Annotated in this window: 26 protein-coding genes and 1 pseudogene; 16 read left to right on the top strand and 11 right to left on the bottom strand. The window is 67.7% G+C overall.

Annotated features, from left to right (window positions below):
• Positions 1-381: 381 nt before the first annotated feature.
• The 3 genes from ABD225_RS12080 to ABD225_RS12070 all read right to left on the bottom strand — a co-directional run bounded on the left by ABD225_RS12080 (position 382) and on the right by ABD225_RS12070 (position 2938).
• A complete protein-coding gene (locus tag ABD225_RS12080) occupies positions 382-996 on the bottom strand; it encodes a DUF488 family protein, N3 subclade (protein ID WP_344085520.1) in 615 nt (204 codons plus the stop codon).
• A gap of 98 nt (positions 997-1094) precedes the next feature.
• Positions 1095-2219 carry a sensor histidine kinase gene (locus ABD225_RS12075; protein ID WP_048547338.1) on the bottom strand — a complete coding sequence of 375 codons (1125 nt, stop codon included), beginning with the start codon at positions 2217-2219 and terminating at the stop codon, positions 1095-1097.
• Positions 2216-2938, bottom strand: a complete 723-nt coding sequence (locus ABD225_RS12070; RefSeq protein ID WP_048547336.1) for a response regulator transcription factor — start codon at positions 2936-2938, stop codon at positions 2216-2218. Before ABD225_RS12070 ends, ABD225_RS12075 begins: the two co-directional genes overlap by 4 nt.
• Before the next feature lie 177 nt (positions 2939-3115).
• Between ABD225_RS12070 and ABD225_RS12065 the strand changes: the two genes are divergently transcribed.
• From ABD225_RS12065 to ABD225_RS18725, 7 genes and pseudogenes are all read left to right on the top strand, one after another.
• On the top strand, positions 3116-3355 hold the full coding sequence (locus ABD225_RS12065) for an SHOCT domain-containing protein (RefSeq protein WP_048547334.1): 240 nt from the start codon (positions 3116-3118) through the stop codon (positions 3353-3355).
• Between the two features lie 31 nt (positions 3356-3386).
• A complete protein-coding gene (locus ABD225_RS12060; RefSeq protein ID WP_048547332.1) occupies positions 3387-4901 on the top strand; it encodes a multicopper oxidase family protein in 1515 nt (504 codons plus the stop codon).
• Positions 4898-5827: a F510_1955 family glycosylhydrolase gene (locus ABD225_RS12055; protein WP_048547330.1), complete on the top strand. Its 930-nt coding sequence runs from the start codon at positions 4898-4900 to the stop codon at positions 5825-5827. Before ABD225_RS12060 ends, ABD225_RS12055 begins: the two co-directional genes overlap by 4 nt.
• 115 nt (positions 5828-5942) lie before the next feature.
• Positions 5943-6206: a hypothetical protein gene (locus ABD225_RS12050; protein WP_344085503.1), complete on the top strand. Its 264-nt coding sequence runs from the start codon at positions 5943-5945 to the stop codon at positions 6204-6206.
• A gap of 188 nt (positions 6207-6394) precedes the next feature.
• Positions 6395-7006 (top strand): DUF305 domain-containing protein, encoded by a 612-nt coding sequence (locus ABD225_RS12045; RefSeq protein ID WP_344085500.1) that lies wholly within the window; start codon positions 6395-6397, stop codon positions 7004-7006.
• A 53-nt stretch (positions 7007-7059) separates the two neighbouring features.
• A pseudogene (locus tag ABD225_RS18730) lies at positions 7060-8475 on the top strand (HAD-IC family P-type ATPase); the annotation flags it as partial.
• A gap of 163 nt (positions 8476-8638) precedes the next feature.
• A complete protein-coding gene (locus ABD225_RS18725) occupies positions 8639-9442 on the top strand; it encodes an HAD-IC family P-type ATPase (RefSeq protein WP_425564405.1) in 804 nt (267 codons plus the stop codon).
• A 309-nt stretch (positions 9443-9751) separates the two neighbouring features.
• On the opposite strand, the gene ABD225_RS12035 is transcribed toward ABD225_RS18725, so the two are convergent.
• Entirely contained in the window at positions 9752-10087 is a 336-nt protein-coding gene (locus ABD225_RS12035; RefSeq protein WP_048547309.1) for a MerR family transcriptional regulator, read from the bottom strand.
• Complete coding sequence (locus ABD225_RS18720; protein ID WP_425564407.1) at positions 10080-10481, bottom strand: DnaJ domain-containing protein; 402 nt, start codon at positions 10479-10481, stop codon at positions 10080-10082. The genes ABD225_RS12035 and ABD225_RS18720 overlap by 8 nt, the downstream gene beginning before the upstream one ends.
• Before the next feature lie 187 nt (positions 10482-10668).
• On the opposite strand from ABD225_RS18720, the gene ABD225_RS12030 reads away from it, so the two are divergent.
• Positions 10669-11088: an Hsp20/alpha crystallin family protein gene (locus ABD225_RS12030; protein ID WP_344085494.1), complete on the top strand. Its 420-nt coding sequence runs from the start codon at positions 10669-10671 to the stop codon at positions 11086-11088.
• A gap of 267 nt (positions 11089-11355) precedes the next feature.
• Positions 11356-11772 (top strand): hypothetical protein, encoded by a 417-nt coding sequence (locus ABD225_RS12025; protein WP_344085491.1) that lies wholly within the window; start codon positions 11356-11358, stop codon positions 11770-11772.
• Positions 11773-12479: 707 nt separating this feature from the next.
• On the opposite strand, the gene ABD225_RS12020 is transcribed toward ABD225_RS12025, so the two are convergent.
• The gene (locus ABD225_RS12020; RefSeq protein WP_344085488.1) at positions 12480-13562 is read right to left on the bottom strand and encodes a Fic family protein; all 1083 of its coding nucleotides are present in this window, start codon (positions 13560-13562) and stop codon (positions 12480-12482) included.
• Positions 13563-13816: 254 nt separating this feature from the next.
• On the opposite strand from ABD225_RS12020, the gene ABD225_RS12015 reads away from it, so the two are divergent.
• Entirely contained in the window at positions 13817-14083 is a 267-nt protein-coding gene (locus ABD225_RS12015) for an MBL fold metallo-hydrolase (RefSeq protein WP_344085485.1), read from the top strand.
• Positions 14084-14176: 93 nt separating this feature from the next.
• Here ABD225_RS12015 and ABD225_RS12010 read toward each other — a convergent pair whose 3' ends face one another.
• The gene (locus ABD225_RS12010) at positions 14177-14746 is read right to left on the bottom strand and encodes a dienelactone hydrolase family protein (protein WP_344085482.1); all 570 of its coding nucleotides are present in this window, start codon (positions 14744-14746) and stop codon (positions 14177-14179) included.
• Between the two features lie 76 nt (positions 14747-14822).
• Here ABD225_RS12010 and ABD225_RS12005 point away from each other — a divergent pair, with 76 nt between their 5' ends.
• Positions 14823-15395, top strand: coding sequence for an ArsR/SmtB family transcription factor (locus ABD225_RS12005; RefSeq protein ID WP_344085479.1), 573 nt, complete (start codon positions 14823-14825; stop codon positions 15393-15395).
• A 31-nt stretch (positions 15396-15426) separates the two neighbouring features.
• On the opposite strand, the gene ABD225_RS12000 is transcribed toward ABD225_RS12005, so the two are convergent.
• A complete protein-coding gene (locus ABD225_RS12000; RefSeq protein ID WP_344085476.1) occupies positions 15427-15903 on the bottom strand; it encodes an anthrone oxygenase family protein in 477 nt (158 codons plus the stop codon).
• Between the two features lie 81 nt (positions 15904-15984).
• Between ABD225_RS12000 and ABD225_RS11995 the strand changes: the two genes are divergently transcribed.
• From ABD225_RS11995 to ABD225_RS11980, 4 genes are all read left to right on the top strand, one after another.
• A complete protein-coding gene (locus ABD225_RS11995) occupies positions 15985-16926 on the top strand; it encodes a helix-turn-helix transcriptional regulator (protein ID WP_344085473.1) in 942 nt (313 codons plus the stop codon).
• A gap of 84 nt (positions 16927-17010) precedes the next feature.
• Entirely contained in the window at positions 17011-17277 is a 267-nt protein-coding gene (locus ABD225_RS11990; protein WP_344085470.1) for a type II toxin-antitoxin system Phd/YefM family antitoxin, read from the top strand.
• Positions 17274-17546 carry a type II toxin-antitoxin system RelE family toxin gene (locus ABD225_RS11985; protein WP_344085467.1) on the top strand — a complete coding sequence of 91 codons (273 nt, stop codon included), beginning with the start codon at positions 17274-17276 and terminating at the stop codon, positions 17544-17546. Before ABD225_RS11990 ends, ABD225_RS11985 begins: the two co-directional genes overlap by 4 nt.
• 294 nt (positions 17547-17840) lie before the next feature.
• Positions 17841-18575, top strand: a complete 735-nt coding sequence (locus ABD225_RS11980; protein ID WP_344085464.1) for a transporter substrate-binding domain-containing protein — start codon at positions 17841-17843, stop codon at positions 18573-18575.
• Here ABD225_RS11980 and ABD225_RS11975 read toward each other — a convergent pair.
• The 3 genes from ABD225_RS11975 to ABD225_RS11965 form a co-directional block, all read right to left on the bottom strand.
• Complete coding sequence (locus ABD225_RS11975) at positions 18539-18697, bottom strand: FCD domain-containing protein (RefSeq protein ID WP_344085461.1); 159 nt, start codon at positions 18695-18697, stop codon at positions 18539-18541. The two genes, ABD225_RS11980 and ABD225_RS11975, sit on opposite strands and share 37 nt — an antisense overlap.
• A complete protein-coding gene (locus tag ABD225_RS11970; protein ID WP_344085458.1) occupies positions 18694-18966 on the bottom strand; it encodes a PIN domain-containing protein in 273 nt (90 codons plus the stop codon). The genes ABD225_RS11975 and ABD225_RS11970 overlap by 4 nt, the downstream gene beginning before the upstream one ends.
• A gap of 205 nt (positions 18967-19171) precedes the next feature.
• Positions 19172-20029 (bottom strand): SCO6745 family protein, encoded by an 858-nt coding sequence (locus tag ABD225_RS11965; RefSeq protein ID WP_344085455.1) that lies wholly within the window; start codon positions 20027-20029, stop codon positions 19172-19174.
• An 80-nt stretch (positions 20030-20109) separates the two neighbouring features.
• Between ABD225_RS11965 and ABD225_RS11960 the strand changes: the two genes are divergently transcribed.
• Complete coding sequence (locus ABD225_RS11960; protein ID WP_344085452.1) at positions 20110-20556, top strand: hypothetical protein; 447 nt, start codon at positions 20110-20112, stop codon at positions 20554-20556.
• The last annotated feature ends 18 nt before the right edge of the window (positions 20557-20574 follow it).

Below are 20574 nucleotides of genomic sequence, written 5' to 3'. Positions count from 1 at the left end.
CGTCAGTTGACCGGGGCCCGCCACATATCACCTACAGAACCCCGCCATTTAACGGCGCAAGCCACACTGCGACTCTGGCCGGTGACCGTATGACCCGCCCGGCGAGGTGTTCCGGTGACGGGGCCCTATACGAACGAGCGCGTTCAGACCGGCCCCACGATCCGCCACCATGCATCTACTGAGGCTGGTTCGGCATCCATTGCTCCGAGACCCTCCGTGAGCACAAGGGACGGCTGCTTTGCACGGTCGCCCCTGAACACGCCGTTTGCGCAATGTGCTCAGCAGGCGGACGCAATCTTCAGTGCATCTCGACACTGATGTCGAGATGGGGGCTACTTTTCATGAACCGCTACCTATGTTTCATAGGAGGGTCTGCGGCGTCTAAGCGAGCTCCTCGAGCACTACGGAGCGATGGCATCTCTCCTCGTCCCGTTCAAAGCAGAGCAGCGCGACATGATGATCCTGTCGCCAGAAGGTCAGTTGCTTGAGAGCGGCCCGTGCCTCGGGAGTCCGCAGGCTCGCGCGATAACGCTCTCTCCCCACCTCCAGATCTGAACCGGCAAACAGTGGCCGGTTCTCCTTCGCGTTTCCGAGCGGCCGAAGATGCTCGTACCGCACCCCAACCTCCCCGAGCGCGTCACCAAGGCCACGCTTGCTGAAACCTTGCTTGCGGCTCAACGGAGTGAGGCGCACGTCGGCCACAAGATCGATCCCGGCAATTTTGACCCCCTCGACGAAGCCACCAATGTCGTAACCCTCATATCCGATGGAGGTCACTCGACTCGCTCGTGCCGGCAGCAGCCCATCGATGGTCATGCCCAGAGCATTGGCGATGTCGGCGATGCGGAAGACTCCAGGCTGAACGACGTGTCCCTGCTCGACCTTCCGCAGCGACTCAAGTCCCACGCCAGCATCGGCTGCCAGGCGTTCCTGAGTCATGCCCCGCTCCCGACGCGCGTACGCGATGCGGGAGCCGAGTACCTGGCTGCGGGACACATGCGTGGAAGACTTGGGGCTCACAGTGGTAGTAAAGCATTACGACCGTACCGGATTCGGACTCGGTCCGCCGAAAAGGAGCCATGAGCCCCGTCGGGTCAGGTCTGGCGCCGGGGCAGGGTGACCACGAAGGTCGCCCCTTGCCCTGGGCCTTGGCTCAGGGCCTGGATGGTTCCGTGGTGGGCGTCGATGATGGCTTTGCTGATGGTCAGGCCGATGCCGGATCCGGAGTGGTCGCGGCTTCGGGCGGCGTCGCCTCGGTAGAACCGTTCGAAGACGTGGGGCAGGTGTTCGGGTGTGATCCCTTCGCCGGTGTCCGTGACGGTGATGTCGATCTCGTCGTCGACCTGACGTGCGGAGACTGTGACGATGCCGCCGGCGGGCGTGTGGCGCAGGGCATTGTTCAGGAGGTTGCTGAGGACTTGCCCGAGGCGTTGCCGGTCGATGTCGATGGTGAGTCCTGCGGCGCTGGTGGTGTCGACGGCGAGGTTGACGCCGGCGTCGCGGTAGCGGTCCCGGACGGCTTCGCCGGCGTTCCACAGCAGGTCCGAGACCGCGACCACTTCGGGCTGGAGGCTGAGCCGGCCTTCTTCGGCGGTGGAGACCTCATCGATGTCCTCGGCGAGGCGGGCGAGCCGGTCGGTCTGTTCGGTGAGGGCAGTTTGGGAGTCGGGGCCGAGCGTGACGACTCCGTCGTGCAGGCCGTCGTGGTAGGCGGTCAGTGTGGTGATGGGGGTGCGCAGTTCGTGGGCGAGGTCGGCGAGCATGCGTCGCCTGGTGTCCTCGATCCCTTGGAGGCGTTCGGCCATGACGTTGAACGCGTCGGCGAGGGTGTCCAGTTCGGTCCCGGAGCCGGTGTCGCTCACGCGGGTGGAGTAGTGGCCCCGGGACAGTTCGCGGGCTCCATGGGTGAGGTTGGCCAAGGGCGTGCGGATCCTTCGGGTCAGCAGCCATGTGACGATGCCGGCTGCCAGCAGGGAGATCGTCAACCCGGTGCCGAGTGCCAGGAAGGACGCGTCGCGGTAGGCCATCTCGATGTGGACAAGCTCCGGGGAGTTCTCGGCGTGGCCGGCTTCGAGCAGGTGCTGGTGGAAGATTGAGGGACCCAGCAGTGCCGCCACCAGGCCAGTGGTCAGCGCCCCGGCGATGAGAACGATCGTCTGTCCGGCGAGCAGCCGGCTGGCCAGGCCGCGGCCAGTGGTGAACCGTGTCGGGGGTGTCATCCTCTGCCCATTCGGTAGCCGACGCCGCGGACGGTGGTGATGTATCGGGCGGTGTCGGGGTCGTCGCGGAGTTTGCGTCGCAGGTGGGCGATGTGGACGTCGACCAGATGCTCGTCACCGACCCACCCGGCGCCCCAGACCTCCTCGATGAGTTGCCCCCGGGTGAAAGCCACCGCTGGACGCGAGGCCAAGGTGATGAGCAGGTCTCGTTCGGTCGGGGTCAACGCGACCGGCTCACCGCCGAGGTGGACCTCGTGACCGACGGGGTCGACGCGCAGGTTCCCGAACGACCAAACCGTCGCGTCTTTCTGGGCGTGGGCGCGGGACCCGGTGCGTGGACGCCGTAGGACGGTCTGGACACGGGCGACCAGCTCACGCACACTGAACGGTTTGGTCAGGTAGTCGTCGGCGCCGACGGACAGTCCGATGAGGGTGTCGATCTCTTCCTTACGGGCCGTGGTGATCAGGATGTAGCAGTCGGAGAAGGTGCGGATCTGCCGGCAGACCTCGATGCCGTCCAGTCCGGGTAGGCCTAGGTCGAGGATGACGACATCGGGTTCGTTTTCGCGGACGGCGTCCACGGCCGCGATGCCGGTGTGCACGACCGCGGTCTCGAATCCGGCGCGCGAGAGGTACGCCGCGACCATTCCGGCCAGCGTCCTCTCGTCTTCGACCACCAGGACGCGGCCGGTCGCGGCAGGGCTGGGCTGATCAGTCACGCCGTCCAGTCTGCCCGGCCTCCTCGTGCACCCCGCCCGATCCCCGCGCTCGATGGGGGCGATCTTCGTCAAACCTCAACCTCGCCACGACCGGATCGACGGGTCCTGCCGCGAGCGTGGCGCTCACGGGCCACACACGGTGACCTGATCACGCTCCCATGGAAGGAAGCACCGATCATGATGTGGAACAACGGCACTGGCATGGGGTGGGGCATGTGGCTGGTGATGGGATCGGGGGCGCTGGCGTTCTGGCTGGTGGTCATCCTCGTGATTCGCTCACTGCTGCCCGACCGCACGAAGGACAACACGGCGCCGCGGACCGACCCGTTGACCTTGCTCAAGGAGGCCCTGGCGCGAGGCGAGGTCTCCGTCGAGGAGTACGAGCATCGCCGCCGCATCCTGTCCGACATTCACTGACCCCAACACCCTGACCAAGGAGCCACCTCCGGTGACCAACCCCCTGCTGTCTCGTCGCACCCTGCTCGTGGGAGGTCTCGGCCTCGCGTCCGTCGGCGCGTTGTCCGCCTGCACCTCCAGCGGTGGCAACAAAGCCGGTATGCCGTCGCGCACCTTTGGTGCCCCCTCGTCGGTCTCCCCGTCGGCCGGGCAGAAGGTGGTCGAGGCGAGCCTGACCGCCAGGCCGGCCACTCTCGATCTGGCCGGACGGCAGGTTTCCACGTGGGCGTACGGTGAGGCCGCGCCCGGTCCGCTGGTGCGCGCCACCGCAGGTGACTTCCTGCGCGTGACCTTGGACAACCAGCTCCCCGCCGACACCACCATCCACTGGCACGGCATCCGGCTGCGCAACTCCGCCGACGGGGTCCCCGGGTTGACCCAGGACCCGGTCAAGCCCGGGGCGAAGTACGTCTATGAGTTCACCGCCCCCGACCCGGGCACCTACTTCTTCCACCCGCACGTCGGCGTCCAGCTCGACCGGGCCCTCTACGCGCCGATGGTCATCGACGACCCCGCCGACCCCGGCAGGTATGACGCCGAATGGATCGTGGTCCTCGACGACTGGATCGACGGCACCGGCACCACCCCCGATGACGTCCTGAAGAAGCTCATCGCCGACGGTGGCACCACCAGCCCTGGCGGGATGGGCGGGATGGGCGGCATGGGTGGCATGGACCACGGGTCGATGGGCGGCATGTCGATGGGGACACCACCGTGGGGTGACGCCGGTGACGTCCAGTACCCCTTGTTCCTCATCAATGGGAAGCCGGCGACCGACCCGGACGTGCTGACCGCCACACCGGGCCAAAAGGTGCGACTGCGGGTGATCAACGCCGCCTCCGACACCATCTTCACGGTCGCGCTCGGCGGTCACCGGATGACCATCACCGAGACCGACGGCCACGCTGTGCAACCCGCCGAGGTCGACGCGTTCTACATCGGGATGGGTGAACGTTACGACGCGATCGTCACCGTCAAGGACGGCGTGTTCCCGCTCGTGGCCCGACCCTTCGGCAAGACCAGCGGCGGCCAAGCCGTCGCGCTGTTGCGTACCGGTTCGGGTGCGGCACCCGACCCCGGGGTCACGCCAGCTGAGCTGTCAGGGCAGGTCCTGATCGGGTCCCAGCTGCAACCGGCCGAGTCCTCCCGGCTGCCCAACAAGTCACCCGACGCGACCGTCGACCTGAGCCTGCAGGGGTCGATGAAGCCCTACCAGTGGGGCATCAACGGCGCGCCGTTCGGGCAGAACGAGCCCCTCACCGTCAAGGCCGGGCAACGTCTGCGGATCAACGCCACCAACATGACGATGATGACTCACCCCCTGCACCTGCATGGACACACCTTCGCGCTGCCTTCAGGCCTGCGCAAGGACACCGTTCTGATGGCCCCCATGCAGTCGTTCGCGATCGACCTCGACGCCGACAACGCCGGCGACTGGATGATCCACTGCCACAACATCTACCACGCAGAGGCCGGCATGATGATCGCCCTCAACTACGTCGCATGAGGACGCCACGAGGCAAGCGGCTGCTCCTCGCCGCAGCCGCCCTTGCCGCGAGTACGACCCTGACCGCGTGCGGCGCAACGGCCACCCCCGCCGGCTCCTCGACCCCTGCGGGCCAGACCGCAGCCCCAACAACCATGACGCCGCCCAGCTCGGTGACCGCTCCACCGAGCGCCAGCGCGAAACCCGTCGCCATCACGCACATCCATGCCATCGCCCGCGACCCCAGCGACGGCACGCTGCTCCTGGCCACGCACGAAGGGCTCTATGCGAAGGAGGCCGATGGCCTGACCCTGCGCGGACCCGTCATGGACCTCATGGGGTTCACGGTCAGCCCGGACGGAACCTTCTACGCCTCCGGCCACCCTGGCCTTGGGGCAGTCGACCTGCCGCAACCCCTGGGGTTGATTCGCTCCACCGACCGTGGCCGCACCTGGCAGGTCACCTCCCGCGGCGGGCAATCCGACTTCCACGCCTTGACCGCCGGACCCCAGATGGTCGTCGGCTTCGACGGCGCGCTGCGGACCACCAGCGACGGCAAGCAATGGGCCGATCGCGGCATACCCGCTCCACCACGGTCCATATCTACCTCACCCACCTCCGGCACCTTGGTCGCCACCACCGAGAAGGGACTGCTCCGCAGCACCGACCACGGCGCCACCTGGCAGACCCTCACCACCCCCGCCCTATCCGTCCTCACCGCTTGGGCCGACGAGTCCACCCTGGTCATCGCCACGACCGACGGCCGGCTGGCCACCAGCACCGACCAAGGCGCCACCTGGACCCTCGGCACACGCGTCGTCGGACCCGTCGAAGCGCTCTGGGCCGGCCGATCCGGCTCCGGCGAGGTGGAGGTCGTCGTCGCCCTGCACGACCGGGTCCTGCGCACCACCGACAACGGCGCGACCACCACCGACGCGCTTGCCTGAACCGGAAGTCTTGACCAGATCTGAACGCGACCGAACCCCGAGCGCCACACTCGGGCTCAATCCTGAAGTGACGGAGACGACCCCGCGTTTCCGCAACTCAACCACGGAGCCGACGATGACCTCGAACCCCCCCGACCATCACTACGCCGACTTCACGAGCCACGAGCCGGCGGCACCAACCGAGCGCCCCGTCACCCACCAACACGGACGCGGCCACGGCTGGCTCATGTGGCTCATGTGCCTGCCCATGCTCGCCCTCATCGGCGTCCTGATCGCCACCGGCACCCTCGGCGTCGGCGCCCTCCTGTATGCCGTGGGGTGCCTGGCCATGATGGCCATCATGATGACCTGGATGAACCACGCCGACCGCTCACGCTGATCGGGAACGCAACCCTGGCGTGCGTTCTTCTCTTCAATGGCCAACCAGCCCGCCTCGGTGAACACGTCGCGTCGGGCCGACCTTGACCAAACCTCAACACAAGGACAGTCTCGCGACAACGCGGGGAACGAAGGGTGGAGGACGTGTCCGTCGACACCCCTTCCATGTCCACATCCCAGGAGTCACCCATGCGCCAGCCCGTCCGACGCACCATCGCCGTGCTCGTCGCCGCACTGACCGCCGCCACTCTGTCCGCCTGCTCGACCACGTCGAACGACTCAGGCATGAGCGGCATGGACCATGGCGCCAGCCCGATGACCAGCGGGGGTTCGCCCGCTGTCACTGGCAGTTCCGCCGCCCGGACGGGCGATGTCATGTTCTCGCAGATGATGATTCCTCATCACGAGCAGGCCATCGAGATGGCCGACCTGGCGCTGAAGAACTCCACGGCCTCCCCCGAGGTCCGCACGTTGGCTGCCGACGTCAAGAAGGCGCAGGACCCCGAGATCGCGACCATGCGCGGCTGGCTGTCCAGCTGGGGCGCGGCCCCAAGTGCTGGCGGAGGCATGGACCACGGCAGCGGCATGATGAGCAGCGATGACATGGCCAAGCTCGAGACGGCCCAAGGTGCCGACTTCGACCGAATGTGGCTGACGATGATGGTCCAGCACCACCGAGGCGCCGTCACCATGGCGCAACAGGTCCTCACCACGACCGACAACCCTGAGGTGAAGCAGCTCGCCGAAGCGATCATCAAGGCGCAGAACGCCGAGATCGCCACCATGCAGGGAATGCTCTAACGCTCTCCGACACCCGGACGCGCTCCCGCCCCCACCGACATCGGAAGGCTGCCATGTCCACGCACGAGCACGCGCCATCGTCCAGTCAACCCAACTCGGCCGTGACCGACCCTGTCTGCGGGATGACCGTCGACCCGGTCACGGCACTCAGCGTCGAAAACGATGGTCGGCAGGTCCACTTCTGCTCCGAGCGCTGCCGCGACCGGTTCGTAGCCGATCCGGCGAAGTTCACCCCTGGTGACGTCGGCGCTGAGTCCCACCAGGCCCGGGAGACCCCCGGTGTGCAGTCCACGGCCAGTGAGTGGACCTGCCCGATGCACCCGGAGATCCGCCGGCCGGGACCGGGACCGTGCCCCATCTGTGGGATGGCGCTCGAGCCGGTGGACGTGGCTGCAGAGGCTGGTCCGAGCCACGAACTGACCGACATGACGCGTCGCTTCTGGGCTGGGGTCGCCCTGACCATCCCCATCGTCATCCTCGAGATGGGACGCCACTTCATCCCCTGGCTGCACGACCTGATCCCGGGTCCGGCGGCCATCTGGGCGCAACTCGTCCTGGCCACCCCGGTCGTGCTGTGGGCGGGTTGGCCATTCTTCGTCCGCGGCTGGGCCTCCGTCCGCAGCCTCAACCTCAACATGTTCACCCTCATCGCCATGGGAACCGGCGTCGCGTGGCTCTTCAGCCTTGTCGCCACCCTCGCCCCCGGGATCTTCCCGAGTTCCTTCCGCGCCGCCGACGGCACCGTCGACGTCTACTTCGAAGCCGCGGCCGTCATCACCACACTCGTCCTGCTCGGACAAGTCCTCGAACTGCGCGCCCGGGAGCAGACCTCCGGCGCCATCAAGGCACTCCTCGACCTCAGCCCCAAGACCGCACGCCGACTGGCCGACGACGGGACCGAGAACGAGGTCCCCCTCGAGGACGTCCACATCGGCGACCGTCTCCGAGTCCGCCCCGGCGAAGCGGTCCCCGTCGACGGCACCGTCGAGGAAGGACGCTCCGCCGTCGACGAGTCCTTGGTCACCGGTGAGTCCATGCCCGTCACCAAGACCACCGGCGACACGGTCATCGGCGGCACCATCAACGGCAGCGGCGGCCTGGTCATGCGCGCCGAGAAGGTCGGCCGAGACACGATGCTCGCACGGATCGTCGCCATGGTCGCCGACGCCCAACGCTCCCGCGCACCCATCCAGCGCATGGCCGACAAGGTCTCCGGCATCTTCGTGCCCATCGTGATCGTCGTCGCCATCGTCGCGTTCATCGTCTGGGCGCTCGTCGGCCCCGACCCCAAGCTCGCCCACGCCCTCGTCGTCGCGGTCGCCGTCCTCATCATCGCGTGCCCCTGCGCCCTCGGGCTGGCCACGCCCATGTCCATCATGGTCGGCGTCGGCCGCGGCGCCGGCCTCGGCGTCCTGATCAAGAACGCCGAGGCCCTCGAGCAGATGGAGAAGGTCGACACCATCGTCCTCGACAAGACCGGCACCCTCACCGAAGGCCGACCCACCGTCACCGCCACCGAACCGGTCGGCGACCGCACCCCCCGAACCGGTCGGCGACCGCACCCCCGACGAGCTGCTTCGCATCGCGGCCGCCGTCGAGCGCGCCTCCGAGCACCCTCTCGCCCATGCGATCGTGGAGGCCGCCACGGCCAAGGGCCTGGAGATTCCGCCGGTGGCCGACTTCGACTCCCCGGTGGGCAAAGGTGTCACTGGCACGGTGGAGGGACACCAGGTCACCCTCGGCAGCGCGGACTTCCTCGCATCGCAAGGAATCGACACCACTGCCTCGCACGGTCACGCCGACCAGCTGCGCGGCGACGGGGCGACCGTCATCCACATCGGCATCGACGGCCAGGCTGCCGGCCTCTTCGCCATCGCCGACCCGATCAAGCAGACCACCCCAGCCGCGCTGCAGGCACTGCGCGAGGACGGCATACGGGTCGTCATGCTCACCGGCGACAACCGCGTCACCGCCCAAGCCGTCGCCCGCACCCTCGGCATCGACCAGGTCGAAGCCGAAGTTCTGCCCGACCACAAGGCCGACGTCGTCACCCGGCTGCGCAGTCAGGGGCGGATCGTGGCCATGGCCGGCGACGGCATCAACGACGCACCCGCCCTCGCGGCAGCCGACGTCGGCATCGCCATGGGCTCCGGCACCGACGTCGCCATGGAAAGCGCCGGGGTCACCCTCCTCAAGGGCGACCTCACTGGCATCGTGCGCGCCCGCCGCCTCTCCGAGAAGACGATGCGCAACATCCGCCAGAACCTGTTCTTCGCCTTCGCGTACAACGCTGCCGGAATCCCCATCGCCGCCGGTGTCCTCTACCCGGTCTTCGGGCTCCTGCTGTCGCCCATCATCGCCGCAGCCGCCATGGCCTTCTCCAGCGTCAGCGTGATCGGCAACGCGCTACGCCTTCGCGCCCAAGAGATCTCCTGACCGGCGGGCTCTTGCGTGAGAGACGCTGAAACACACCTCGCGCGATCCCCTGCAATTGGGTCGATCACGCAAAGTAGCCTGCACACACTCGTGCAATCCTCGCTGCATCTCGACATCTGATGTCGAGATGCAGCGAAGATTTCACAAACGGCTGTCGAGATGCAGCGGATCTTGTAAGAACGGCCGGTTCGAGAAGTCCCTTGACGCCGGACAGCAGCTGGGTCTGGCTCGCGCCCTGCACGAGCGTGCGTGACTTGTCGAGGGCCGATCACAGGCGTCATCGATCCCGTGTGATGAAGGGTCGCGCCGTTACGCGCCGGACTGTGGTGCGCTCGAGTCGATCGTCCCGTCGGATGACTCGCCTCGGCGGAGCCGGTCGACCTGACGCTGTAGTTGCAGGTTCTCGGCTCGGAGCCGGAACACCTGCTCCACTCCGGCCAGGTTGAGCCCGGCGGCGAGAAGGGTCGTGATCTCCAGGACCCGTTCCAACTCCTTGCCGCTGTAGCGACGGGTGCCGCCCTGGGTCCGCTGCGGCTCCAACAGGCCCTTCTGCTCGTAGACGCGCAGCATCTGGGGGTTCACCCCGGTCACCTCGGCCGCGACAGAGATGGAGAACAGCGCCCGGTCGCCACCGAGGTCAACCATCACGCACCCCCCTGTCATCTTCGTGGCCGGGCAGCGGGGTGACCCGCGGCGGGCCAGCCACGATCGGCGGGGAGTCAGCTCGCCCGACGTTCGCCCTCCACACCATCGGCGCCGCCCATCGCCCTGTGCCCGGCCAGAACCAGGGGATTCGGTCGGCAGCGTTCCCCGAACCCCCTGTACCGCCGCTGTTCCTCGGCTCTGCCGGGGTCGTCACTCGCACCGAGACCGGCGCCGTCCCGGTCCCGGCTGACAACAGTCGGTACGCCGCCGCGACCGCCGCGAACCGTTCAGCCGCCCCGGGGTCGTTCGAGACGTCAGGATGGCAAGCCCGCGCGAGCCTCCGGTAGGTCTGGGCGATTGCCTCCCGGTCGCTGTCAGTGGGGATCCCCAGCACACGGAACGCCTCGCTTCGGTGCTCGTCCACGCCACGCCTCCCTCCTGGACCGTCCCTCAGGACTTGTTGTGACTGTCACTTGACATCCTCCCACAGATGGAGACAATCTAAAACAGCAACATGAGATTATCTGAAGTCGAGCGTGTGGAGTGTCGGCTTCAGAGCGACAAGTGAGGAGGAAGATCTCATGCTGATGCGCACCGACCCGTTCCGTGACCTCGACCGTCTCGCCCAGGCCATGATTGGGACCCGCGCCCGCCCAGCTGTCATGCCGATGACGGCCTACCGGGACAACAGCTCGTTCGTGGTCCACCTCGACCTGCCCGGTGTCTCGGCGGACTCCATCGATCTGACCGTCGAGCAGAACGTTCTCACCGTGCACGCCGAGCGCAAGCCCCCGGCCGGCGAGACTGAGCGCGTCGTCGACGAGCGCAGCTATGGCGTGTTCAGCCGCCAGCTGTTCCTGGGCGAGACCCTCGACGCCGAGCAGGTAGCGGCGAACTACGAGGCGGGCGTGCTCACCCTCCGGATCCCCATCGCCGAGAAGGCCAAGCCGCGCAAGGTCGAGATCACCGCAGGGGACTCTGCAAAGGCGATCAACGCCTGAGCCGAGCCACACCGTCCCTCGCACGCGACCAGTGCCCTCGGGAAGGAGGTCCGCCAGTCCTGCAGCACACGCACCATCCCGCGGCGGGACGCAGGAGAGCCCGCCGAAACGCGCGCAGCGCTCAGTTCGCGCCGCTCGCGTTCGGCTCGCGGGGACCCGGCATCAAGGCCGGGTCCCCGCGAACCTTGAGAACCTAACCCACGCTCGACATCGCGCACTCATGCGCAGTCGGGCATCGTCGGCACGAGCCAACGGAGTCGAGCAACCATGTACCCCACCAAAGACGCGCGAGAACTCGCGATCCTCCTTCGCATCAGCCGCGAGCTGGACATCATCGGAGACGTCACCGCCACGGTCGACAACCCCTCGGAACTCCTCGCCTGGGCGCTCATCCTCTCCAGCCCCCACATCGTTGCCTGGCGGGCCGGCGACTCCGGGCACCGCTACCTGCAGGTGTCAGCCCACCGCAGCAAAGCGCCGATCCGCGGCGACATCACCGCCGTGCTCCACTGCGAACAGCACCTCGACTATTGGCAGGCCCTCGACCTGGCCGACCTCACCCCCGGTGACCGCCGCGAACTCGAGAGAGAAGCACTGTCCAGCGCTTGGGCAACCATGCCCCTCAGCCCCGAGAACTCAGGCCAAGCTCCGCCACCCCAACCACCGAGCCTGGACTCGGCATGACGCAAACAAAGGCAGGCCAAGGGCGCCGTGTACGAACTCCATGCGGCCAACTAAACCCGCACGCCGGCCACATGTGACACCGTCCGTCCCCGTCACGCTCGATGCTGCACGACTCTTCCGGAAGGCGCCGAACGAGCAAAGTACCCCTCACAAGATCACGCAATCTTGAGTGCATCTCGACAGCGCAGTTATGGGTCGGAATGATTTCCCTCCCGGTGCTTATGAGTGACTTTGACGCCCTCCGCGCTGTCTGCCGCCCCCTGGGTGAAAGCCTGAGTTCGTGACGAGCAACTCGACCTTCTTCGAGTCGCCGCAGGCGGCGGCCGTCTACAAGCATCGCCTCCTGCGCACCTACGTACCTGCGTGGGCGGGCAAGGTCGGCTCGCGGGCGCCGGGCAAGAGGGTTTTCATCTACGACGCATACTCGGGACCTGGGCGTTACGACAACCAGGCGCCAGGCTCGCCAGAGTTAGATGGCCAACGCCATGTCCCTCGCGCGCCAAGACTGGAGGGACTTCTTGGTCAAGCAGGAAGGTCGAAGCTGGCAAGCTGATCGTCACGTCCGATCAACACCTGCGGTTCGGCGCCGGCGTTCGGGGTGTAGGGGTTGAGGACGGGATCCACGCGGCAAATTTACAAAAGTTATCCAGGTTTATCGAGACCTAAAAAACTCAGGTAACCCTAGTAAGGGTGCGGATAGGCGGGAGCTATTCAGGGCGGACGAGCACGTCGAGCAGCTCGCGATTGAGGAAGACCAGGTCTCGGCCAATCTTCATACTCCTGAGGATCCCGGCCTCGGTCAGCGCGTGGAGCCAGATGGATGCGGTTTGCCGCGAGACATCGCAGCGCTTGGTCACCGTGCTGATCCGGGTGTATGGCTGCTCGAAAAGCACGTCCAGGAAGCGCCCGTCTCGCCCGCCCGTTGTCGCCTCGCGAGCGCGCTCGGCGAGCTGCTGCTGGCACGTCTGGATTGCGGTGATCTTGCGGAGCGTGGACTCGGCTGACTCGCGCACCACGTCGAGCAGGTAGACCGTCCATTCGTGCCAGGCCTGCTCTTCGGTCACCGCGCGCAGCAGCCGGTAGTAGTCGCCCTTGCGCGCGATGATCCCGCGCGAGAGGTAGAGGATGGGCTGATCGAGCAGCCCTGCGTCGATGAGCATCAGGATGTTGAGCACTCGACCGGTGCGGCCGTTGCCGTCATGGAATGGGTGGATGGCCTCGAACTGATAGTGCGCGACGGCCATCCGGACCAGGGGGTCAAGGTCGTCGTCCGCGTGGATGAAGCGCTCCCAGGCCGCGAGCTTGTCGAGGATGAGGTCGCGGCCTTCGGGGGGTGCATAGATGATGCTGTGGGTAACGGGGTTGGCGATACGCGTCCCCGGGACAGCGCGCACCAACATCTCTCGGCCGTGCAGGGCCGAGCAAATCTCGGACGCTGTGGCAGCGGTCAGGGGCCGGTGCTTGATCGACTCGACGCCGACGAACAGGGCTTGCCGGTAGCGGTAGGCCTCCTTGGTCGCCTGATTACCATCGCCGAGCTCGGCGTGCCGGAACAGGGCGTCGCTCGTGGTGACGATGTTCTCGATCTCCGAACTCGCCTGCGCTTCGAGCAACGAGAGGCTGCTGAGCAGCACGCCTGGGTTCGGCAGCAGGCGAGTGGCCTGCGTCAACGTCGCGAGCGCTGCCCGAGCCTCGATGGTCGCCTTCAGGACCCGCTTAGGTTCGAGGTCGAGACCCTGGGGTGGCACTGGCGGCAGGTCGTTGTAGGGAACCTCGGGAATGTGGCTCATATGTCAGCTCCCTCGACATGTCGACGTAATGCGTTAAAGATCGAAGGAAAACCTAACACGTTTGCCGTTCAGTCCAGTATGTCGCCACGGCCCCGGCATCGGCTGGGTCACCGTGGCCGACCCCGCGGGAAACCAGTTCTCCGTTCTGCGCTCCGAGGAAGAGCGCCGCGCGACGTCCTGATCTGCCGCCCTGCGTGATTTGGGTGAGGATGTCTCCATGGGTGTGAGACTCGCTGGGCGCGAGGGAAGTCCAGATGCACATGGCAGGGCACCTCTCCGTCGTGGTGCGCACGCCCGATGTCACCTGGTTCCTCGCCGGCGACGCGACCTACGATCAGGACCTGCTGCTGCGTCGGGTCGTCGACGGGCCCGCCGAAGACGTCACCGTGTCGCTGGCCACCATGGACCGAATCGCTGGCTTGGCCGCCCAGGAACCGACCGTGCTGCTGCCCGCACACGACCCCGATGCAGAGCGTCGCCTCGACGACCGCGCGGTCCTGACTCCTGCCGCGGCGGAGTAGGAGACGGTGCGCGACGTGTGGCCGGTCATCCGGTGGCGGGCGCGTAGCGGCGAGCGACTGGCTACTGCTCAGCGGGCACGCCGACGAGATACGTCAGACCTGGGTGAGGAATGCCCCGATCCGCGCTTGGAGCAGCGCCGCGGCCGCGGCGTCGTAGTCCTTGAGCGACCGGTCCGCGAAGAGGTGCCGTTCGCCGGGGTAGACGAAGAGCTCAGCGTTCTGGGTCGACTGCACGAGCTCTGTGGCCGCAGGCAGGTCTTCCTCGAAGAACCCATCCCCTTCCATGCCGTGGACCTGTACCGGAACCCCGTCGGGCCAGGCGTCCCCGAACTCGGACACGCGGAGGCAGGAGAACAGCAGGAGAGCCCCGCGCGCGCTCGGCGTCGACTGGGCCAACCGCTGCGCGATGGTGACACAGAAGGACATTCCCGCGTACACCACGCCGTCGCCCAGGTCCTCGGCCGCCGCGAGCCCGCGAGCCCGGATGGCGTCCAAACCGGCCTCCTTGGCGAAGGCGAAGCCCTCCTCGACGGTGTCGAAGACGTGCCCGTCGAAGAGGTCAGGCGTGTGCACCACGTGCCCGGCACGGCGCAGGTCGTCGGCGAAGGCGCGAACGCCGTTGGTCAGGCCCTGAATGTGGTGGTAGAGCAGGACGTCGGCCATGTCAGGTCTCCCTGATCGGGCGATCGGTGAATGATCGAACTTTCTGGAACATTCGATCACGATAGTCTGATCAGCCGTGACGGACAACCCGCCGGACTACGAGCTCGACGACCGCAAAGCCCTGACGACGGCTGCCCAGGTGCGAGCACTCGGCCACCCGTTGCGCACGGCGATCCTGCAGCTTCTCCACGAGCGAGCCGCCACCGTGAGTGAGCTTGCGGCCGCCCTGAAACGGCCCAAGAGCACGGTCGCGCACCACGTCGACGTCCTCGCGCGCAACGGCCTGTTGCAGGTCGTGCGCACGCGGCGGATCAGGGCCATCGAGGAGCGGTTCTACGGCCGTACTGCTCGGTTGTTCTACGTCGCACCAGACCGCATGACCACCGCAGAGGAGATGCCTCGCGACTTCAACGACTTCGTCGTCGCTGCTGGCGAGTCGGCCACGGCATACGAGGAGGGCACGCTCTGGGGTTTCATCCGGCACGCCCGCCTCTCCAAGGACCAGGCGTCTCACTTCTGGGACCGGATGACAGCCCTCGTCGAGGAGTTCGACCGGCTACCGCGATCGGGCGAGACCATGTATGGCTTCGCGGTCGGTATCTACCCCACCCACTACCCCTTCCTGCCGCCAGCCGAGCGTGTCGAGTGACGGGGCTCAGCCGATCCTGTCAGGTCCCTCGTCAGCCCCGCCGCGCCCCCAGCCAGAGTGATACGCCCGAGGCCAGGAGCAGGACGACGCGCACGTGGTTCATCCGCGTCCACTCCCCGAGGTAGGTCTGCCAGTACGCGGCGGCCTCCGGGGTGCCAGGAGCCAACGTCGCGAGCTGGTTGTTGCGGGGCACGTGGTATGCCGCGGTGACGGCGAAGGCGACCACCGACAGCGCGGCCCCGGCCAGCAGCAGGCGCCGATCGCCGGGCAACCGGTCGGCTAGGGCCAGGCCGCCGACCAGCGCCCCGAGCGCCGGCGAGCCCATGAGCGGCACCATCAGCACGCTGCGGGGCGCCCAGTCGTTGATCGACTGCATGGCGCGGACCGCGGTCTCGGTGGGGAGGTCGCGGAGCGCCGGCATGACGAAAGAGGAGAACGCGAACAGCGCGCCACCGGCGAGGAGGCCGGCGGCGCCAGCGGCGCCCGCAAGGAGACTCGAAAGGTTCATGGCTCCAGCCTGTCCCGCCGAGATGAGTCGATCCATAGGTGATCAGCGCAGAAACCTTTGTGATCGTCTACGTTAGGCCGTATGGACGCCGCCTCCGCCGCGCTTGACCGCTTGCGTGGCCAGGGTGCGTTCGTGCTGCGATGTGAGCTCGAAGCGCCCTTCCTCGTGCAGGTTGAGGACCTGGCCGTCGTGAGCGTGGTCGCCCCCGTGCGGGGTGCGCTGCTGATCCGCCCACCCGACCTGCCCGAGGCCAGGGTGCACCCGGGCGAGGTGGCGGTGATCCCCCAGCTCACGGCATACAGCGTGCGACCCATCGACGGCGCCGGCGACAGCCGTGCCGTTCGGATCCTGCCGGGCGGGCACTGCGCCGACGAGCACGGCAACGACCTCTCCGCGCAGATGTGGCTGGACACGCGGGTCTGGGGGACCCGGCTCGGCGGGTCGCACGCGTTCGTGACCGGCAGCTATGACCGCGCCGACCAGTTGGGCGGGCTGCTGCTCGAGCGCCTTCGGGCGATCGCCGTCGCGCCCGCACCCCCGCAACTACTCAGCCTCCTGACCGCCGAGCTCGCGACCGATGAGCCGGGGCAGGCCGCGGTGCTCGACCGGGTGGTCGACCTGCTGCTGGCCGCAACGCTGCGCGCGTGGTTCGCCGACCCGGAGCACGAGGCACCCGCCGGCTGGCATGCCCAGCGCGACCCGATGATCGGGCCGGTGCTCGACCTCATGCACGGGCGGCCCGCCGAGCCATGGACGGTCGGGGCGCTGGCGGACCGGGTCGGCTGGTCCAGAGCGACCGTGGCGCGGCGGTTCACCGAGCTCGTCGGGCTACCGCCGATGGCCTACCTGACACGATGGCGAATGATGCTCGCCGCGGACCTGCTGTGTCGAACGACCCGCAGTGGCGCGCAGGTGGGGCGGGACGTCGGCTACGACAACGCGTTCGCCTTCTCGACGGCCTTCAAGCGGCAGCACGGGGTGGCCCCGCAGTCCTTCCGGGCGCGAGACTCGCGAAATCGCTGACCGGTTGACGCGGGTCGCAGGTGTTGATGCGGGCAACTGGCGCGCAGATTGCCTTTGCGATCTCGAGGGGCCACAATTGTGGCCATGAGCATTGCCTCTCTACGTGAGGTCCGCGACCACTTCAGCGACGTGGTCGACCGCGTCCAACGTGAGCACGATCGAGTCACCGTGACGCGCAACGGCAAGGCCGCTGCGGTGATCTTGAGTCCGGACGACCTCGAGCAGTTGGAGGAGACCCTCGCGGTGCTAAGCGATCCCGAGGCGCTGGCCGACATCCGGGAGGCTGACGCGGCATACCTTGCGGGCAATGTCGTTCGAGGGGTCGAGGCAGCCCGAGCGCTCCGTCCGTGACGCCCTACGAACTCGTCCTGACCCCACCCGCCATTAGGGCGATTCAGGGCAACCTCCCAGAGCCTGTCGCAGCTGCCGTCATCGAGTTCGTGACAGGAGCGCTGATCGAGAACCCGCAGCGCGTCGGCAAGCCGCTGCGCGGAGACCTCGCGGGAATCCGCTCCGCAAGACGAGGTACCTATCGCATCCTTTACCGGAGCAACGACGAATCCCAAGAGGTGGTGGTGCTCCACATCGAGCACCGGCGTGACGCCTACGGCAGGCGCTGACAGGTCGCCCCGAGCACATTCGACATCTCCCGTTACCCCTGCGCGACGCGGTCGGCCGCGACGGGATTGATCACGGGCCTGACTCCGGCTGCCTCGAACGGTGCCACGTCGCGGGTGGTGCGGGCTGCCCAGTGCGCGGCGGCTCACCAACTGTCGATCTGGGACGCGATGATGATCGAGAGTGTGCCCCTTGCCGGCTGCCAGACTCTGTGGTCGGAGCATCTGACTGACGGTGCAGTTGTGCGTGGAGTGATCGTCCGGAACCCGTTTGCGCCGCATCCCTAGACTTCACGCATGCCCGGAATCGCCCGTGACGATGCGGCCCACCGCACCCGACTTGCGCCGACCGGGGCGCTTCGTGCCTCCATCAACCTTGGAAACGCCGTCCTCACCAACGGGTCCTTCGACGACCCCGGCGGCATCACGGTCGATCTGTCCCATGGGCTCGGCGGGCGGCTCGGGGTTCCCGTTGAGCTCGTTCTCTGGGATGCCGCGCGCAAGTCCGTCGACGCGGTGCGCGACGGGATGGCCGATGTCTGTTTCCTCGCCGTTGACCCGGTTCGCGCCGAGGAACTCGCCTTCTCCGCGCCATACGTCGTGATCGAGGGGGCGTATGCCGTGCGCGCACACTCCGCGATCCGCACCGTCGCGGACGTCGACCGCGCCGGGGTTCGGGTCGGCGTCAAGCTGGGATCGGCATACGACCTGCACCTCACCCGAGCCCTGACCGCGGCCGAGATCGTCCGCGGCACCGATGGTGTCGACGTCTTCGCCGGGCAGGGACTCGAGGTGGCGGCCGGTGTCCGGCAGCCGATCGAGGCGTATGTCGCCGCCCACGACGGTCTGCGGGCCCTCGATGGTGCGTTCATGCAGATCCCGCAAGCGGTCGCGATCTCCCGGCAGCACGCGCCGGAGACGATCGCGTGGATGCGTGACGTTGTCGACGAACTCCTAGCCACCGGTTGGGTCCGGGAGGCGCTGAGCCGGCACGGTCACGATCCGGTGCTCGCCGCCTCCCGCCCCGGCTGACCGCCAGTCTGGGCGAGTCCGGCGCCCAGGCTCCCGTCGATGTGTTCACTCATCACCCGCGCGGCGTCCTGGGCGCGACGCTCGGCAATGGCGTCGACGAGAGCCTGGTGCTCGGCGCTCACGTCGGCGCGTGGCTCACCCAGATCCTTAACGGCGCGGCCCGCCTGGTCGAGCGTGGCCTGAACAGGGCGGGGCAGGGCCTCGCGGCCATTGCCTGATTCGGGCTGGTGGCCGCGCGCTCAGGGGAGTCGGCCAACTCGATACCCGTGCGGTATTCGGCCACCGTGAGGGCGGCGATGGCCAGGTCCGCGTCATCGAGCGCGGCGGCGTCGATGCTCCCCCGCTCGTAGTCGATAAGGACGTTCGTGTCCAGAATCAGGCGCCGCGCCATACGTCCGGCACCTCCTGGGCTACCGCCTCCAGAGCCTCCCCGACCTCGGAGACGAATCGCTCGTTCGGCTGCTGGAATCCTCTACCCGGCGGGCGATCAGGTGCTCGACGCCACCGTCGCCGAGGCCGTCCGCGGCTCCCTGTCCGACGGCCTCATGCCCGCCGACTGGGTATGCGAGATGTTTGATCGCTGACTCGTCGGTCCGTCATCGTGGCTTGCGGGTGCCGGGCAGGTAACCGACATCAATGACGGCTTTGACGAAGGGGCGCGCCGCTTGGAGCACCGTCTCGGCGTCCGGCACCCCGCTCCAGAACCCGGCAGCCGCCGAGTCGGTCTGCTCTTCGAGGTGGTCGTAGTGCGTGGCCCCGGCCGGCGTCATGGCCCCCGCGCCGTCCAGAAGTCCGCGCGACTGCAGGGAGTCAACGGCGGCGGCCCAGTCCTCCTCGGCCCAGCCTCGGGTGAGCAGCAGTTGCTCCTTGCCCATGGTCCGGCGGCGCAGCGCGGGGTCGGGATGCGGAGCCTCATGCAGGACCAGCATCTCAACTGGCCCTAGGCCCGCGAGCACGAGCGCGGCCACGTGGCCGTCGCCGCGGTGCTCACGAATGATCGTGCACGCGTGCCACAACTGCAGGTGCGCCTCGTCCGGCCACGGCCACGCCGCCCACGCCGCCGCAAGGGGTCTGCCCACGTATGCCGCGTCGTTGATTCCGACGCGCAGCGCGCCGACGATCTGCCTCAGTTCCGGCGCGGTGATCCGCTCACCGAGCGCGTCGCGCAGGGCTCGGTCCGTCGCGACGGCACTGGCCGCGGCCACCTCGGGGAGCCCCGCGGCCAGGGCCTGCGACCAGCCGTGACTGACCCACGCCGGGTTGAAGTTGACGAAGGTCGCGGCTACCACCGCCGATGGGCAGCGCCCGAGCGGTGCGGCGCGACCCCCGAAGTACAGCCCGAGTTGATCGATTCCCAGCGACGTCCGCGCCGCCTTGTTGTACGGATTGAAGTACGCGAGAACGTGATATGGCTCCAACGCCTCGTAGGCCGCCCGGGCCAGCGCACTGCTCATACGCCTCACCCTAGGGCGACGTGCATAGATCGTGCCGGTGCTCGCTAGCCGCGAACCACCGATCGGAGGAGACTCACGCCATGTTGGCTGAGCCGGAGCCGGCGACGTTCACGATCACCGGCAACGGCTCTGGGGCCGTGAGCACGACGACCATTACCTTCGCTTGCCCGCGGGTTCTCACCTATACGGTCGTCGGTGGGTCGGGCGGCGCGGACGCCGGCACGGCCTTCCAGGGCGCGGGCAAGGGGGCGTCGTTGATCGGGACCATCTCGGTTCCCGCGGGCACGACGCTGACCCTGATCGCCGGCGGTGTCGGAGACACGAAGATCTCCAACAACTACCTGGCGGGAGCGGCCTATGTCGCCAAGGGCGGCACCGGTTTTGGCAATGGCGGCGATTCGGGTCCGTCTGCCAGCCGTACGGGTTCCGGCGGCGGGGGCGGCTCGGCCATTCTCATCGGCGGCACGCCACTCGTTGTGGCAGGGCGGTGGTGGCGGCGGCTACGCCGGCGGCGCCGGCGGAAGTAGCGCCGCAATTGGGGCCAC

The sequence above is a fragment of the Nostocoides veronense genome (assembly GCF_039531185.1).
Taxonomy (GTDB): domain Bacteria; phylum Actinomycetota; class Actinomycetes; order Actinomycetales; family Dermatophilaceae; genus Nostocoides_A; species Nostocoides_A veronense.
This window is presented reverse-complemented; position numbering and strand designations above follow the sequence as displayed.

Bases quoted from the DNA above. Each gene is read 5' to 3' on its own strand.
- ABD225_RS12075 (WP_048547338.1), bottom strand. From the start codon at position 2,219: ATGACACCCCCGACACGGTTCACCACTGGCCGCGGCCTGGCCAGCCGG.
- ABD225_RS12065 (WP_048547334.1), top strand. From the start codon at position 3,116: ATGATGTGGAACAACGGCACTGGCATGGGGTGGGGCATGTGGCTGGTG.
- ABD225_RS12055 (WP_048547330.1), top strand. From the start codon at position 4,898: ATGAGGACGCCACGAGGCAAGCGGCTGCTCCTCGCCGCAGCCGCCCTT.
- ABD225_RS12050 (WP_344085503.1), top strand. From the start codon at position 5,943: ATGACCTCGAACCCCCCCGACCATCACTACGCCGACTTCACGAGCCAC.
- ABD225_RS12045 (WP_344085500.1), top strand. From the start codon at position 6,395: ATGCGCCAGCCCGTCCGACGCACCATCGCCGTGCTCGTCGCCGCACTG.
- ABD225_RS12035 (WP_048547309.1), bottom strand. From the start codon at position 10,087: ATGGTTGACCTCGGTGGCGACCGGGCGCTGTTCTCCATCTCTGTCGCG.
- ABD225_RS12030 (WP_344085494.1), top strand. From the start codon at position 10,669: ATGCTGATGCGCACCGACCCGTTCCGTGACCTCGACCGTCTCGCCCAG.
- ABD225_RS12025 (WP_344085491.1), top strand. From the start codon at position 11,356: ATGTACCCCACCAAAGACGCGCGAGAACTCGCGATCCTCCTTCGCATC.
- ABD225_RS12020 (WP_344085488.1), bottom strand. From the start codon at position 13,562: ATGAGCCACATTCCCGAGGTTCCCTACAACGACCTGCCGCCAGTGCCA.
- ABD225_RS12015 (WP_344085485.1), top strand. From the start codon at position 13,817: ATGCACATGGCAGGGCACCTCTCCGTCGTGGTGCGCACGCCCGATGTC.
- ABD225_RS12010 (WP_344085482.1), bottom strand. From the start codon at position 14,746: ATGGCCGACGTCCTGCTCTACCACCACATTCAGGGCCTGACCAACGGC.
- ABD225_RS12000 (WP_344085476.1), bottom strand. From the start codon at position 15,903: ATGAACCTTTCGAGTCTCCTTGCGGGCGCCGCTGGCGCCGCCGGCCTC.
- ABD225_RS11995 (WP_344085473.1), top strand. From the start codon at position 15,985: ATGGACGCCGCCTCCGCCGCGCTTGACCGCTTGCGTGGCCAGGGTGCG.
- ABD225_RS11990 (WP_344085470.1), top strand. From the start codon at position 17,011: ATGAGCATTGCCTCTCTACGTGAGGTCCGCGACCACTTCAGCGACGTG.
- ABD225_RS11980 (WP_344085464.1), top strand. From the start codon at position 17,841: ATGCCCGGAATCGCCCGTGACGATGCGGCCCACCGCACCCGACTTGCG.
- ABD225_RS11970 (WP_344085458.1), bottom strand. From the start codon at position 18,966: ATGGCGCGGCGCCTGATTCTGGACACGAACGTCCTTATCGACTACGAG.
- ABD225_RS11965 (WP_344085455.1), bottom strand. From the start codon at position 20,029: ATGAGCAGTGCGCTGGCCCGGGCGGCCTACGAGGCGTTGGAGCCATAT.
- ABD225_RS11960 (WP_344085452.1), top strand. From the start codon at position 20,110: ATGTTGGCTGAGCCGGAGCCGGCGACGTTCACGATCACCGGCAACGGC.